Source organism: Streptomyces sp. NEAU-sy36, from assembly GCF_013423905.1.
Lineage (GTDB): Bacteria > Actinomycetota > Actinomycetes > Streptomycetales > Streptomycetaceae > Streptomyces > Streptomyces misionensis.
In genome coordinates this window covers 2,042,651-2,055,951 of record NZ_CP058977.1, presented here as the reverse complement: position 1 = coordinate 2,055,951, position 13,301 = coordinate 2,042,651, and the positions used below count along the sequence as shown (strand labels likewise).

Genomic DNA, 13,301 nt, shown 5'->3' with positions numbered 1-13,301 from the left:
GGCAGATCGACTGTCGTGGGCCGGTCGGTGGCGGGGCGGGGGTCGCTCCGCGACCGCCTCGCGGCGGCCTCAGTGGCCGCTTCGGTGGCCGCCGAACAGCGAACGGCGCAGCCGGCGCAGCGGCGCGAAGAGCGAGACGCGGCCGACCCGCGCACGCCGGTCGCTGTGCCCCCGCCTGGGGTCGCGCGCCGTCAGCTCCCGCATCAGCGAGGTCGCCTCGACGGTCTTCTGCTGCGGTATCGCGGGACCGCCCAGCACCGCCAGGTGACGGTCGAGGCGCGAACTGGTCGCGCTGCTCCCGCACGTGATCGCAGGGACCCTGGCCCTGCTGCGCACTGTTATCTGTTCCATGTCACTCCCCACCCGTACGAGTCCACCCGGCCCGGGCAGAGTAACCCTATCTCCCCACTGGGGCACACGTGTATCTCGCCCACGGGATTCACCTTCCCCGTAAGGGGGTTGATCAACCCTCGGTGACTACTCTCCGAATGCGGCCGGTTTCAGGGCGAGTTGGACAACCGGCTGGCCGACGGCTCGCGCCCGGTCGGCCGTCGGGCCCGACGGTCACGGCGCGTGACGCCCGTCGGGCGCCCGCCCCGCGCCGGCCGGGGTCGCGGCGCCCCGGCGGGGGCCCGGGGGCGCCGAACGGCCCCCGATGATGCGGAAGCGATCACTCCATGGACCCGGCGGCGGGCCGGCCGCGGCAGGCGCCGGCCGGGAGCGCGGAACGTGGGCCATCTCACGCCCCCGGACCGCGCGGCGGCGGGGCCCCCGCCACCGCACACGGGCTCGTCCGCCGCTGCGCCGTGCCGCGGCGGACGAGCCTGGGAAGTTCCGGAAGTTCACATCGGTGCCGTGGGCCCGGCCGCGGGTTCACCCTGAAGGGCGGGCCCGGTGCAGCCCCGTGCGGGGCTCACCCGTTCGGGTCAGCCGGCCGCGTTGGTGAGCGCCGGCAGGTAGCCGCCCGACTGGCCGGCGGCGGTGGGGTGGTAGGACTCGGTGACGTCGAGGACGTTGAGGCTGTGCAGCCAGGAGTCGCCGGAGCAGATCTCGTGGCTGGCGAAGGCGGAGCGGACGTCGCCGAAGACGAAGCCGTGGGCCTGGACGCGGGTCAGGATGGTGCTGTCCAGGGTGTCGGCGGCATTGTTGATGGCCGAACGCTTGGTGTCGGACAGGCCGAGGCAGGTCTGGCCGAGCAGGTAGAAGCGCGGGTAACCGACCACGACCACGCGGGCGTTGGGCGCCTTGGAGTGGATGGCGTTGTAGACGGTGTCCAGCTTCCCGGGCAGCGTGTTGGTGATGTACGAGGTCGCGGTGGAGATCCGGGACAGACAGGTGCTGTCGGAGCTCAGCACGCAGGTCTGCATGACGTCCGCGAAGCCGGCGTCGTTGCCGCCGATGCTGATGGACACCAGCGAGGTCGACGAGTTGAGGGAACCGAGCTGGTTGGCCATCACGTCGTCGGTCGTCGCGCCCGAGCAGGCGTTGAAGGCGAACGAGGCGGGCTTGTGCGCGGCGTTCCACAGGTACGCGGCGGCGTTGGTGCTGCGGTCGCAGTCACCGCTGGAGCTGATGTAGCTGCCGGCGCCGACGCCGGAGGCGTAGGAGTCACCCAGCGCCACGTAGCCACCGCTGTTGCTGGCCGCCTGCGCCGACGCCGCCTGCGTGAAGCCGAGGCCGAGGGCGAGGAGAAGCGGGGCAACGAATCCGGCAAGTCTGGAACGTCTCATGGAACCTCCCGAGTAGCAGGAACTCTGCGACAACTTGAGTAGCAACTACGCGCGTTGACTGGAAGTGTTCATGCCAAGAATTTTTGACTCTCCATAAGACCGTCGCCAAAGGTTTACCGCTCACCTATTGCGCGTACATGCCAAGTGTGTTGACAAGGCGTCAGCCGTCCCTGCCGGAAAGGGTTTCCGGGGACCGGCGCATCCTCGGGACACCCGGGACAAGCGGTGGAAATGCCGTGCGCGCGGGGCATCGGTGACGGATCATGGCGACATGCCTGCCAACCCCCACGACGCTCTGCCGATCCGGCTCCACGTCGACGATTCCGACTCGCCGTCCGACGTCGTCGACGCGCTGTTCCTCGGCCGTTTCGCGACGGGCGAGCAGCCGTACTCGCACGCGGTGAACATCGACCGCGTGCGCTCCGGCGCGACCCTGCTGCCCGAGGGCGCCCAGGTGCTGCGGGTCGCCCGGGACGACGACCGCAGCGCCACCCTCGCCGAGGGCGACGGCTGGACCCTGCTGGTCTCCCGCTGGAACCGGGGCGCCGACGTCACCGTGACCGCGACCAGCCCCGAACTGGCCCAGCGCATCCTCGACCAGGCCACGGACGGCGCGGCGGACGAACCCGAACCCCAGCCGGAGAACGTGGCCATGGGGTTCTGGTACGTCTCCCCGCGCCGCGGCCCGCACCGCACCACCCGGCAGATCTCCGCGGGGACGTGGCCGGAGATCCGGCCCAACTACACCGCGCCGGTGGCCGAGGCGATGGACCGGCTGATGAAGACGACCCCCGAGGACATCGCGGGCCGCCTCCTGCTGCTGCACGGCCCGCCCGGCACCGGCAAGACCTCGGCCCTGCGCACCCTGGCCCGCTCCTGGCGCGACTGGTGCCAGGTCGACTGCGTGCTCGACCCCGAGCGGCTCTTCTCCGACGTCGGCTATCTGATGGACATCGCGATCGGCGAGGAGGACGGCACCGGCAAGGGCCGCTGGCGGCTGCTGCTCCTGGAGGACTGCGACGAGCTGATCCGCGGCGAGGCCCGGCACACCGCGGGCCAGGCACTGTCCCGGCTGCTGAACCTCACCGACGGCCTGCTCGGCCAGGGCCGCAACGTCCTGGTGGGCGTCACCACCAACGAGGACCTGGAGCGGCTGCACCCCGCCGTGGTACGGCCGGGCCGCTGCCTGGCCCGTATCGAGGTCGGCCCGCTCACCCGCGACGAGGCGGTGAACTGGCTCGGCACCGAGGAGGGCGTCGGCCGGGAGGGCGCCACCCTGGCGGAGCTGTACGCGCTGCGCCGGGGCACCGCACCGACCTCGGTGCCGGGCGCCCGCAGCGGCGCGGACGCGGGTCTGTACCTGTAGTGCTTTGATGAAGGCGTGACCCTGTTCGTCGGCACCTCGGGGTGGCAGTACAAGGACTGGCGGGACCTCGTCTATCCGGCCGGGGTGCCGGCGCGCCTGTGGCTGGAGGAGTACACCCGCCTCTTCGCGACGGTGGAGATCAACAACGCGTTCTACCGGCTGCCGTCGTACGACACCTTCGCCGCCTGGCGGGCGCGGGTGCCGCCGGACTTCGTGGTCGCGGTCAAGGCCAGCCGGTTCCTCACCCACATCAAGCGGCTGAAGGACCCGGAGGAGCCGGTGCACCGGCTGATGACCCACGCGGCGGGCCTCGGTGACCGCCTCGGCCCGGTCCTGCTCCAGCTACCGCCGACCCTGCGGGCCGACCCGGACCTGCTGGACGCCTGTCTGGCCCGCTTCCCGGCCGGTACGAGGATCGCGGTGGAGCCCCGCCACGACTCCTGGTGGACACCGCGGGTGCGCGAGGTGCTGGCCGCCCGGGGCGCGGCCCTGTGCTGGGCGGACGTCCTGGCCCGCCCGGTCACCCCGCTGTGGCGCACCGCCGACTGGGGCTACGTCCGCTTCCACCAGGGCCGCGCCCGCCCCTGGCCCCGCTACGGCCGGCGCTCGCTGGAGACCTGGGCCGACCGCATCGCCACGGCCTGGCCCGACGGCGAGGACGTGTACGCCTACTTCAACAACGACCCCGGCGGCGCGGCGGTGGCGGACGCGGTGGCCTTCGGACGGACGGCGAGAAAGGCGGGCCTGCCGACGACACGGACACCGGAGCCGGCGGCACACCGGTAGCGCGCACCTCGTTCCCCGGCCGTCAAGCGGGCCCGGTACCCGTGGATTTGACGTGTTGTCCGCGATCCTGTCTGCTGCCCCCATGTCTGAAAGCACGAGCGCCGACGGCGCGTCCGCCACCCCGGGCGGCAGCTTCGAACTCGACTTCGGGGTCGTCCACTTGAAGGCGCGGAACATCACCGAACGCGTCCAGTTGCTGCTCGCCGCGACGCTCTCGGTCGCCGTCCTCGGAGTGCTGTCCATGGGCATGTGGTCGATGGCGCGGGACGTGCGCCGCGACGGCGAGGAGGACGACTAGGACGCCTGCGACCAGGACGCCTCGTCCCTCCGCCGGCGTCCTCGTCGTGGGGCAGCCGACGGCTTCGTCGTGGGCAGCCGGGGCCTTCAGCCCCCGTACGCCGCCCGCAGCGCGTCCCGCACCGCCGCCAGCGCCTCGTCCTCACCGAGCCCCAGCCGGCGGGCCCGGTCGGCGTAGGCCTGCGCGGCCAGGGACGCCTCGCGCTGCGCGGCCGACCCGGCGGCGGCCACGTACGTGCCGCGGCGCCCCCGCGTCTCGATCACCCCGTCGCCCTCCAGCGCCCGGTACGCCTTCGCCACCGTGTTCACCGCGAGCCCCAGGGACTCGGCCAGTCCCCGCACGGTCGGCAGCCGGTACCCCACCGGCAGCACCCCCGACCGGGCCTGCTCGGAAATCTGCGCCCGCACCTGCTCGTACGGAGGCGCGCTGTCATCGATGCGGATCTTCAGGCTCACGGCCCCGATTCTCCCGCACCGGCGGAAAAATGAGAGGCACGCGCGCACGTCCGCCCGTACGGTCCCTGCCCATGACAGTGATCGTGCGTGACCTGCGTCCCGAGGCTCCCGGCGACACCGAGGGCTTCGCCCGGGTGCGCCGACTGGCCCTGCCCTACATCCTCTTCACCCCGGACTCGGTCCGGCACAACGCGCTGCACACCCATCCCGGCGCCCGCTACCGCCCGCTGGTCGCGGAGGAGGACGGCGAGGTGACCGGCACGGCCCAGGTGCTGCTGGCGTACGACAGCGACGAGCCGGGCCAGGGCCTGCTGAACGTCTACGTCCGCCCGGACCGCGCGGGCCGCGGCGCGGGCGGGCTGCTGCTGCGCACGGCCGAGGAGTACCTCGCCTCGATCGGCGCGACCAAGGTGTACAGCTGGGTCCTCGACGAGCCGGGCAACCGCGCCTTCGCCGAGCGGCACGGCTACCGCGCCGGCCGGTCCGCGCACTTCCTGGGCCTGGACCTGGCGGGCACCGCGCTCCCGCCGCTCCCGGCCGCGCCGCCGGGCGTCGCGCTGCGCGCGGCGGCGGAGTTCGCGGACGATCCGCGCCCGCTGTTCGAACTGGACGCGGAGACGCTGCGGGACGAGCCGGGCGAGATCGCCTACGAGTACCGGGACTACGAGGACTGGCTCGCCCGGACCTGGCAGCACCCCCTGCTGGACCGCGAGCTGAGCATGACGGCGTGCGTCGACGGCCGTCCGGTCGCCTTCAGCCTGGTGTTCACCGACGGCGACGGCCGCTGCTCCAGCGCGATGACCGGCACCGCCCGCGCCCACCGCGGCCGGGGCCTGGCCAAGCTCGCCAAGCTGCACTCCTTGCACCGCGCCCGCGCCGCCGGCGTCACCGAGGCCTTCACGGGCAACGACGCCGGCAACGACCCCATGATCGCCATCAACAAGTGGCTCGGTTACCGGATCCGCGCCACGGAGGTCCACTATGTTCGCGAACTCTCCTGACAGCGCCGCCGAGTTGACGATCGCCCTGGTCAAGGGCGGCCGCACGAAGATCCGTTATCCGGCCGGGCTGCTCGGGGACGACGGCACCCGGATCGTGGTCCGGGCGCCCTGGGCGGGCTCCGGCGTCCGCGACTTCGGCTTCGTCCGCTTCGAGCCGGGCGATGTGTTCACCGAGTACTACTGGCGCGACCGGTGGTACGCGGTGAAGGAGGTGCGCGCCGAGGACGGCTCCGTCAAGGGCTGGTACTGCGACATCACCCGGCCCGCGGTGCGCACCGGCGCGGAGCTGGTGGTGGAGGACCTGGACCTGGACCTGTGGCGCTCGGCGGACGGCGGGGACGTACGGCGGCTGGACGAGGACGAGTTCGCGGCGAGCGGGCTGGCCGAGGCGGACCCGCGGGCGGCGCGGGCGGCCGTGGCCGCCCTCGACGAACTGGAGCGCCTGGCCCGCGAGGGCGGCTTCGCGCGGCTGCTGGCCTGAGGCTCTCCCGTGCGCCTCATACGGCCGCCACCACCGCGTACCGCTCATCGGTCACCTCCTTGCCCCAGAGCACCGGGTCGCCGGACAGCCGCTCCACGCGCACGTCGGCCGTCAGCGGCGCGAGCAGGGCGGTGAGCCGGCCGGCGGGTATGCCGACGGGGTGCAGGGTGCCCCAGACGCCCTCGACCAGCACGAACCGGCCGTGCGGGCGCAGCAGCTCCCGCCAGTGGCGCAGCGCCCGGGCCGGGTCGGGCAGCGCCCACAGCACGTGCCGTACGAGGACGACGTCGAACCGGAGCCGTCCCACCGGCGGGGCCTCGGCGGGTCCGCACAGCACCCGCGCGCGGTGGCCGGTGAGTTTGGCGCGGGCCCGCTCGACCATCGCCGGGGAGAGGTCGACGGCCGTCACCCGGTGTCCCTGCCCGGCCGCGAGGAGCGACAGGCTGCCGGTGCCGCAGCCGAGGTCGAGCACGTCGGCGGGGGGGCCGGGCAGCCAGGACCGGAGTCTGGCCGCCCAGGCGGCCCGCACCTCGGGGTCGCGCAGGCCGTGGTCGGGTTCGGCGTCGAACCCGGCGGCCTGTGCATCCCAGTCCACGGACGGGGCAGTCGTCACTGTGTGCTCGTGCTCATCGGTCATGGCCGGAGAGTGACACACGCCACTGACAGTGCCGGATCGATGAGGGACTCTCACCAGCAGCGACCGCCCCCGTGACACCACGGAACGGCGACACGGAACCCGGTGGTCGCCGAAGGAGGCACCGATGCGCCGTACGACCCTGCACAAGCCCCTGAAGAGGACGGACAGCCGCCGCATCCGCGAGGAGGCGGAGGAGCGCCCCGCGGGGCGGCCGGAGGTGCGCAAGGACGTCGCACGCACCTGGTGGCCCGACGGCTGATCCCGGTGAGCGCCCGCGTCAGCCGATGGCGGAGGCGCAGGTGGTGGGGCTCGCGTGGGCCGGGTCGAGGGCGTTCGCGACCTCGTGGAACGCGATCCGGTCGGTCAGGGCGATCGCCAGGTGCTCGGAGAGGTCGAGCGGGCACAGGTCCTGGAGCAGCACGTTGCGGACGTCGGAGCCGCTGAGGTACTGGCTGCGCCAGGGCGTGGCCACCTCGTCGTACTGGGTCGCGATGACCGTGTAGTGCACGCCGGGCACGGTGTCGCCGTCCGCGTTGAGCCTGGTGAGGAAGGCGGAGCCGGGTATCTGGTCGGCGAGGCCGGGGGTGGTGGCCCTGACCAGGTCCTCGGCGCCGGGGAAGTAGGGCAGCAGGTTGGTGAGGCCGCTGAGGGTGGCACCGTGGTTGTCGGGGGCGATGCCGACGAGCGAGCCGACCTTGGCCGCGCCGCCGAGGAACTTCAGGTAGTAGCGGGGCATCATGCCGCCCTGCGAGTGCCCGACGAGATCGACCTTGGCGGCGCCGGTCGCGGACCGCACCTGGTCCACGAAGGCCGAGAGCTGGGCGGCCGACTGGTCGATGGGACCGAGGCCGTGGAAGACGGGGACGCCGGGGAGCTGACCGTAGTCGAGGGAGAAGACGCAGTATCCGCGGGCCTCCAGATAGGGGGCGAGGCCGAGCCAGTTGTCGACCGAGTTGCCGAGGGTGCCGTGCACCAGGACGACGGGGCGGGGGTGAGCGGCGGAGGGCTTGCAGGAGTAGTCGTTCCAGCCGGTGTGGACGGCGGTGTCGGCGTGCGCGGCCGTGGCGGGGAGGGTGACGGCGGCGGCGGACAGGAACAGGGCGGCGAGGGGTCTGAGCACGCGCTTCCAGGGCAGCATCGGGTGATCTCCTTGCGGGTCAAGGGGTACGGCGGCGGCCTGTCCCGGTGATCCGGATCACGAGGATGCTGTTCATCCGTCAAGTTACGAGCGGGTAGCCGGACTGTGAAGTTACGCGCGGGTAAAACTTCCGGCGGCCATGGCCGGCTGACCGCCCGTCACCGCCCGGTCAGCACGATCAGCCGCGCCCGCGCGTCCCCCGGATGCGGCCGCCGCTCGGCATACCCCTTGCGCACGAATCTTGTCCACCAGCTGACTCGCCGCCTGCTTGGTCACCCCGAGGGGCCTGGAGTGCACCCGGGCGGCGGAAGCGGCCGCCGCCGACGCGGTCGGAGCCAGGTGCGCGGCGAGGTCGGAGACGGTTGCGCCGTCGGGGACCAGCCGGGCGAAGGCGAACCCGTGCGCGGGCCGCAGCTCGGCGAAACCGCGCGCCACGACGCCCTCGTGGATGCGTTGGGTGAGTTCGCCCGCCACGGCGAGCAAGGCGGCGGACAGGGCCATGGCTTCGGAGTTCTGCACGGAGGCACCGTGCGTGCCGGGTCCGCCTTCGCCGTGGAGAACCCGACCGGCCACACGGCGCTCTCCTGGGTCACCTGCGTCATCGGTCTCACCGCACGGCTGGCCGACGGCAGCCGGATCGCGCCGCCGTGGGCCAACTGAGCCGCTCCGCGGGAGGGTTCACACCGCCGTCGGCCGGCCGACCGTGCGCGGGCGTGCGCCGCGGGCCAGGCGGAGCACCGGGCCCGGGGTCACGGCGGCCGGGCGGACCGCGTCGGGGCCGAAGCGGCGGCGGGCCCGATCCGCGGCGGCCTCGGCGGCGCGGGCGCGCTGGTCGGTGGGGTCGAGGGAGAGCTGGCGGCAGGCCTCGGCGGCCGGGCGCAGGCCGTCGGCGCGCAGGGTGAACGCGCGGACCCTGGCCCGTTGCAGTCCCAGGGAGCCCAGCAGCCCCAGGGCCGCCGCGGCGAGGGCCGGCGAGTGGTCGGTGGGTTCCGGCAGGGTGCGCGTACGGGTGCTGGAGCTGCGGTCGGCGTAGCGCACGGCGAGGGTGAGCCGACCGGTCACCTGCCGCTCGCCGCGCAGGAGTTGGCCGATCCGGTCGGCGAGCCCGAGGACGGACCGGTGCTGCTCCGCCGGGTCGAGGCAGTCCCGCTCCAGCACGAGGTCGGCGGTCAGGTGCGCCGCCGGCTCCCGGGACGTGACCGGGCGCGGGTCGTGACCGCGGGCCCGCTCGGCCAGCAGCCGGGCCTGAGCGGTGCCGAGGAGGCGTTGCAGGGTCGCCGGGGGCAGGTCGGCGATCTGGCCGATGTGGTGCAGGCCGTACCGGCCGAGGGTCGCCGCCGTGGTGCGGCCGACCCCGGGCAGCGCGGTGACCGGGCGCGGGTGGAGCCACTCGGCGGCCCGGTCGGCGGGCACCCAGGTGGTCTCCCCCGGCGCCGACGCGTCGGCCGCCATGGCCGCGAGCATCCGGTTGCCCGCGAGCCCGGCGCTGCTGTCGATGCCGTAGAGGGCCTTCAGTCGCATCATCGTCGTCTGGACCAGGTCGTAGGGCGACAGGTCGAAGTACCGCAGCGCCGAGGTCAGGTCCAGCTGGACGGCGTCGGGCGGCACGGCCTGCACATGGGGTGTGATACCAGACACCAGTTCGATTACATCGCCGTACTGCTCCTCGCTCAGCGCGGCGTGCAGATGAAGATGGGCGATATGCCGCTGACGGATGCTCATCCCGCGCTCCCCGGACTGGTGTAACCGAACTTCTTCAGGTCGGCCGACCGGCTGCCGGCGGGCAGCAGATCGGCGTACGGATGCAGCCGGGCGCCGGTGGTGCCGTTGGCCAGGGTGCGCCGCGGCTGGGCGGGCGTCGGGTGCGGGCGGCGCTCGCCGAGGAGGGCGAGCGCGGCCTCGGGGCCGTGGTCCCGGCGGGCGGCGGCGATCCGGTCGAGGTCCCAGGCCATGGTGCCGACGACGGTACGGCGGGTGCCGCGCACCTGGACCGTGCCCCGCACCAGCAGCAGCCCGCTGTGGAAGACGGTGTACGCGCAGGCCGGGTGGGAGTCCTCGAAGAACGCCAGGTCGACCAGGCCGGAGCCGTCCTCCAGGGTGACGAAGATGATCCGTCTGCCGCTGGCGATCGGCGGGGTCTGGGTCGAGGCCCGCACCCCCGCCACGAGCACCTGCTGCCCGGCCCGCAGCCCGGCCAGGTGCGCCGCGTCGGTCGCGCCGATCTCCCGCAGCAACCGGTGGTGGTGCTCCATCAGGTGCCGGGAGACGTCGATGCCGAGGCTGTTCAGCTCGGCGCCGAGCGCCTCGCGCCCGGTCATCTCCGGCAGCCCGCTCGGCTCCGACCCGCCGACCGCGCCCGCGATCAGGGGGAGCTGGCCGGTGCCCGCGGACCGGCCGCGGGCGGCCCGGTGGAGCTCGGCGATCTGGAGCAGCAGATCGCGGCGGGTGAGCCGGCCGTCGTGCAGACAGCCCAGCGCGCCGATCTCCGCGAGGCGCTCGGCGACCGGCCGGCTGGGCCGGGCCCGCTGCCAGAAGTCCGACAGCGAGCCGTACGGCTGCCCCTCCTCGATCCGCGCGCACTCCTGCTCGCCGATCCCGTGCACGGCGGACAGCGCGAGCCGTACGCCCCACTGCCCCCCGTCGGCCTTCTCCACGGTGTGCCGCGCCCGGGAACGGTTGACGTCGACGGGCAGCACCGGCACCCCGCGCCGGCGCGCGTCGGAGACCAGGACCCGCTTGGGCCACATCCCGGGGTCGTGTTCGAGCAGTCCGGCCAGCAGGAACGCCGGATGGTGCGCCTTGAGCCAGGCGCTCTGCAGGGCCGGTACGGCGAAGGCGACGGCGTGCGCCCGGCAGAAGCCGTACGCCCCGAAGGCCTCGACGGTCTTCCACACCTCGTCCCGCACGGCCGCGTCGTAGCCGCGCGCGCGGGCCCGCCCGTGGAACCACTCCCTGATCTCGGGCAGCCGTTCCTTCTCGCCGAGCGCCCGCCGGGTGACCTCCGCGAAGGCCCGGTCGCACCCGGTCAGCACCCGCAGCGTCTCGATGATCTGCTCGTGCCAGATGGTCACGCCGTAGGTGTCGGCGAGCACCGGCTCCAGGTCCGGGTGGGCGTACGCCGGCGCGCCGCCGTGGCGGGCCGCGATGTACCGCTCGGGCATGCCGCCCGCGACCGGGCCGGGGCGGAAGAGGCTGATGTCGGCGATGACGTCCTGCTGGTTGCGCGGCTGCAACCGGGACAGCAGGTCCTGCTGGCCGGGCGACTCCAGCTGGAACAGGCCGAGGGTCTGGCTCTCCTGGATCAGCTTGAACGCGAAGACGTCGTCGAGCGGCACCTGTGCGGGATCGTCCAGGTCGACGCGTTCGCCGGTGGTCCGTTCGATCTCGGCGACGGCATGGGCCATCGCGGACTGCATCCGCACGCCCAGGACGTCGAGCTTGATGTTGCCGAGCGCCTCGATCTCCTCCTTCGCGGCCATGGCCATGGGGTAGTCGCCCTGCGGGGTGGGCTGCACCGGCAGCCGGTCCAGCAGGGTGGCGTCGCTGATGACCACACCGCAGGGGTGCATGGCCATGCCGTGCACCAGCGAGTCGAGCCCCTCGGCCAGTTCCCACAGGGGCCCGAACCGGGGCGCCTCGGCCGCCAGCGCGCGCAGTTCGGGCAGTTCGGCGAGGGCGCCGGTGATGTCGGCGGCGCGCAGGTGCGGGAAGCTCTTGGCGATCCGGTCCACCTCCGCGGGCGCGATGCCGAGGGCGAGTCCGGTGTCCCGCAGGGCCCGGCGGGCGCGGTAGGTCTCGGGCATGGCGGTGACCGCCACCCGCTCCTTGCCGAACCGTTCGAAGATCGCGTCGTAGCACTCCAGGCGGCGCGCGGACTCCACGTCGATGTCGATGTCGGGCAGCGAGGCCCGGCGCACGCTGAGGAAGCGTTCGAACAGCAGGTGGTGGTCGAGCGGGTTGGCGGTGGCGATGCCCAGCGCGTGGCAGACCAGGGAACCGGCGCCCGAGCCGCGGGCCGCGACCCGGATGCCCTTGGCCCGGATGTCGGCGACGACCTGGCCGACGGCGAGGAAGTACGAGTCGTAGCGCAGCCGGGAGATCACGGCGAGTTCCTCGTCGAGGCGGGCGAGCGCCGCCGGGTCCCGGTCGAGGCCCCGCCGGGCCAGGCCCTCCTCGCTGCGCCGGCGCAGCAGCCGGGCGGCGCCGTCGGCCCCGGGTTCGGCGCCGAAGAGGGCGGGCTCCGGGAAGTGCGGGGTGCCCAGCCCCAGGTCGGGGCCGGGGTCGAGGGTGCATTCGGCGGCCGTGGCGGCGGTGTCCGCGAGCAGTCGGCGGGCCCGTCGCTCGTCGGCTCCGGCGCACTCGGCGACCATCCGGGCGAGGACCGTCATCTCCCGCTCGCCCTTGAGCCAGCGCTGCCCGCTGTCCAGGCGGCGCCGGTCGATGGGCCGCAGCAGCCGGGCGGCGTCCAGGACGTCGGCGAGGCGGTGCTGGCCGGGGTCGGCGTAGCGGACGGCGTTGGACAGGACGGCGGTGGTGCCGGTGCGGTCGGCGAGCGCGAGGGTGCGGGCGGCGAGCCGCAGGGACCCCGGACCGATGCCCGAACGTTTCTGCGCAACGGCTTCCAGCCGGACCCCCCGCCCGAAGATCTCCCGCCAGGGCGCCAGCAGCCGCACCGCGACGTCCTCCCGGCCCACCGCAAGCGCCCGCACCGGCTCCGAGAGCGGGCCGAGCAGGACGATCAGGCCGGGGCCGCCGTGCTCCCGCAGCGCGGCCCACGGCACCACGGGGGCCGTGCCGCCGAGCGCGTCGGCATGGGCGGCCGAGGTGATGCGGCACAGCCGCGCCCACCCCTCCCGGTCCCGGGCGAGCAGCACGACCCGCAGCGGCGGCTCGACCACGTGGGCGCCACCGCGCGCCGGGGTGCGCCGGCGCTGGACGGGCGGCGGCGGGGCGATCCCCTCCACCGCGAGATCGACGCCGAGGACCGGCCGCACCCCTTCCTTCGCACACGCCCGCACGAATCGAACAACGCCGGTGACCGTGTCCCGGTCGGTGAGCGCGAGGGCCTCCGCCCCCCGCTCGGCCGCCCTGCGCGCCAGTTGCTCCGGGTGCGCGGCGCCATAGCGGGCGGAGTAACCGGACGCGACATGCAGATGAGCGAAGCCCGCCATGCCGCACCTCCCTCACACCCACCCCTTTTCAGCCATTCCATCCGATACGTTCATCGTACGCTCGTTCGAATACTGTAACCCCATCACCGCCGGTCAGCGACTTCATTCGAACAAGTAGGCGGTCGATCGCGCGGAGTGAGCGATGGCCGGAACGGAACGGTGCCAGGACCAGGGGCGGAGACGACGACGCCCCGCCCCGGGGAGACCGGGGCGGGGCGTCGGAAGGAGAACCGGGTGG

13 protein-coding genes and 2 pseudogenes are annotated in these 13,301 nt (G+C 73.7%); 7 read left to right on the top strand and 8 right to left on the bottom strand.

What is annotated here, in order from left to right:
* Positions 1 to 69: 69 nt before the first annotated feature.
* Together HZZ00_RS09350 and HZZ00_RS09345 are read right to left on the bottom strand one after the other, a co-directional pair.
* Entirely contained in the window at positions 70 to 351 is a 282-nt protein-coding gene (locus HZZ00_RS09350) for a hypothetical protein (protein WP_070027941.1), read from the bottom strand.
* A gap of 575 nt (positions 352 to 926) precedes the next feature.
* Positions 927 to 1,730, bottom strand: coding sequence for an SGNH/GDSL hydrolase family protein (locus HZZ00_RS09345; RefSeq protein ID WP_180331761.1), 804 nt, complete (start codon positions 1,728 to 1,730; stop codon positions 927 to 929).
* 271 nt (positions 1,731 to 2,001) lie between these two features.
* Between HZZ00_RS09345 and HZZ00_RS09340 the strand changes: the two genes are divergently transcribed.
* The 3 genes from HZZ00_RS09340 to HZZ00_RS09330 all read left to right on the top strand — a co-directional run bounded on the left by HZZ00_RS09340 (position 2,002) and on the right by HZZ00_RS09330 (position 4,180).
* On the top strand, positions 2,002 to 3,096 hold the full coding sequence (locus HZZ00_RS09340; protein ID WP_180331760.1) for a DUF5925 domain-containing protein: 1,095 nt from the start codon (positions 2,002 to 2,004) through the stop codon (positions 3,094 to 3,096).
* 15 nt (positions 3,097 to 3,111) lie between these two features.
* A complete protein-coding gene (locus HZZ00_RS09335) occupies positions 3,112 to 3,882 on the top strand; it encodes a DUF72 domain-containing protein (RefSeq protein WP_180331759.1) in 771 nt (256 codons plus the stop codon).
* Between the two features lie 82 nt (positions 3,883 to 3,964).
* A complete protein-coding gene (locus HZZ00_RS09330; protein ID WP_180331758.1) occupies positions 3,965 to 4,180 on the top strand; it encodes a hypothetical protein in 216 nt (71 codons plus the stop codon).
* Positions 4,181 to 4,266: 86 nt separating this feature from the next.
* Here the strand turns inward: HZZ00_RS09330 and HZZ00_RS09325 are convergent, their stop codons facing one another.
* Positions 4,267 to 4,635, bottom strand: coding sequence for a GntR family transcriptional regulator (locus HZZ00_RS09325; RefSeq protein ID WP_180331757.1), 369 nt, complete (start codon positions 4,633 to 4,635; stop codon positions 4,267 to 4,269).
* 71 nt (positions 4,636 to 4,706) lie between these two features.
* On the opposite strand from HZZ00_RS09325, the gene HZZ00_RS09320 reads away from it, so the two are divergent.
* Together HZZ00_RS09320 and HZZ00_RS09315 are read left to right on the top strand one after the other, a co-directional pair.
* Entirely contained in the window at positions 4,707 to 5,636 is a 930-nt protein-coding gene (locus HZZ00_RS09320) for a GNAT family N-acetyltransferase (RefSeq protein ID WP_180331756.1), read from the top strand.
* On the top strand, positions 5,617 to 6,117 hold the full coding sequence (locus HZZ00_RS09315; RefSeq protein WP_180331755.1) for a DUF402 domain-containing protein: 501 nt from the start codon (positions 5,617 to 5,619) through the stop codon (positions 6,115 to 6,117). The genes HZZ00_RS09320 and HZZ00_RS09315 overlap by 20 nt, the downstream gene beginning before the upstream one ends.
* Before the next feature lie 16 nt (positions 6,118 to 6,133).
* Here HZZ00_RS09315 and HZZ00_RS09310 read toward each other — a convergent pair whose 3' ends face one another.
* Entirely contained in the window at positions 6,134 to 6,754 is a 621-nt protein-coding gene (locus HZZ00_RS09310; RefSeq protein WP_180331754.1) for a bifunctional 2-polyprenyl-6-hydroxyphenol methylase/3-demethylubiquinol 3-O-methyltransferase UbiG, read from the bottom strand.
* 124 nt (positions 6,755 to 6,878) lie between these two features.
* Here HZZ00_RS09310 and HZZ00_RS38255 point away from each other — a divergent pair, with 124 nt between their 5' ends.
* A complete protein-coding gene (locus tag HZZ00_RS38255; protein ID WP_107409100.1) occupies positions 6,879 to 7,013 on the top strand; it encodes a hypothetical protein in 135 nt (44 codons plus the stop codon).
* 18 nt (positions 7,014 to 7,031) lie between these two features.
* On the opposite strand, the gene HZZ00_RS09305 is transcribed toward HZZ00_RS38255, so the two are convergent.
* Both HZZ00_RS09305 and HZZ00_RS09300 read right to left on the bottom strand, forming a co-directional pair.
* Positions 7,032 to 7,892 carry a triacylglycerol lipase gene (locus HZZ00_RS09305; protein ID WP_180331753.1) on the bottom strand — a complete coding sequence of 287 codons (861 nt, stop codon included), beginning with the start codon at positions 7,890 to 7,892 and terminating at the stop codon, positions 7,032 to 7,034.
* Between the two features lie 161 nt (positions 7,893 to 8,053).
* Positions 8,054 to 8,411, bottom strand: a pseudogene (locus tag HZZ00_RS09300) (MarR family transcriptional regulator); the annotation flags it as partial.
* A 24-nt stretch (positions 8,412 to 8,435) separates the two neighbouring features.
* Here HZZ00_RS09300 and HZZ00_RS09295 point away from each other — a divergent pair.
* Positions 8,436 to 8,552: pseudogene (locus HZZ00_RS09295) on the top strand (cupin domain-containing protein); the annotation flags it as partial.
* An 18-nt stretch (positions 8,553 to 8,570) separates the two neighbouring features.
* Here HZZ00_RS09295 and HZZ00_RS39025 read toward each other — a convergent pair.
* Together HZZ00_RS39025 and HZZ00_RS09285 are read right to left on the bottom strand one after the other, a co-directional pair.
* Positions 8,571 to 9,614, bottom strand: a complete 1,044-nt coding sequence (locus HZZ00_RS39025; protein ID WP_180331752.1) for an ImpB/MucB/SamB family protein — start codon at positions 9,612 to 9,614, stop codon at positions 8,571 to 8,573.
* The gene (locus HZZ00_RS09285) at positions 9,611 to 13,063 is read right to left on the bottom strand and encodes a DNA polymerase III subunit alpha (RefSeq protein WP_180331751.1); all 3,453 of its coding nucleotides are present in this window, start codon (positions 13,061 to 13,063) and stop codon (positions 9,611 to 9,613) included. The genes HZZ00_RS39025 and HZZ00_RS09285 overlap by 4 nt, the downstream gene beginning before the upstream one ends.
* Positions 13,064 to 13,301: the final 238 nt, after the last annotated feature.

Excerpts from the sequence above, each read along its gene's own strand:
- HZZ00_RS09350 (WP_070027941.1), bottom strand. The coding sequence starts at position 351 with ATGGAACAGATAACAGTGCGCAGCAGGGCCAGGGTCCCTGCGATCACG.
- HZZ00_RS09345 (WP_180331761.1), bottom strand. The coding sequence starts at position 1,730 with ATGAGACGTTCCAGACTTGCCGGATTCGTTGCCCCGCTTCTCCTCGCC.
- HZZ00_RS09340 (WP_180331760.1), top strand. The coding sequence starts at position 2,002 with ATGCCTGCCAACCCCCACGACGCTCTGCCGATCCGGCTCCACGTCGAC.
- HZZ00_RS09330 (WP_180331758.1), top strand. The coding sequence starts at position 3,965 with ATGTCTGAAAGCACGAGCGCCGACGGCGCGTCCGCCACCCCGGGCGGC.
- HZZ00_RS09320 (WP_180331756.1), top strand. The coding sequence starts at position 4,707 with ATGACAGTGATCGTGCGTGACCTGCGTCCCGAGGCTCCCGGCGACACC.
- HZZ00_RS09315 (WP_180331755.1), top strand. The coding sequence starts at position 5,617 with ATGTTCGCGAACTCTCCTGACAGCGCCGCCGAGTTGACGATCGCCCTG.
- HZZ00_RS09310 (WP_180331754.1), bottom strand. The coding sequence starts at position 6,754 with ATGACCGATGAGCACGAGCACACAGTGACGACTGCCCCGTCCGTGGAC.
- HZZ00_RS38255 (WP_107409100.1), top strand. The coding sequence starts at position 6,879 with ATGCGCCGTACGACCCTGCACAAGCCCCTGAAGAGGACGGACAGCCGC.
- HZZ00_RS09305 (WP_180331753.1), bottom strand. The coding sequence starts at position 7,892 with ATGCTGCCCTGGAAGCGCGTGCTCAGACCCCTCGCCGCCCTGTTCCTG.
- HZZ00_RS39025 (WP_180331752.1), bottom strand. The coding sequence starts at position 9,614 with ATGAGCATCCGTCAGCGGCATATCGCCCATCTTCATCTGCACGCCGCG.
- HZZ00_RS09285 (WP_180331751.1), bottom strand. The coding sequence starts at position 13,063 with ATGGCGGGCTTCGCTCATCTGCATGTCGCGTCCGGTTACTCCGCCCGC.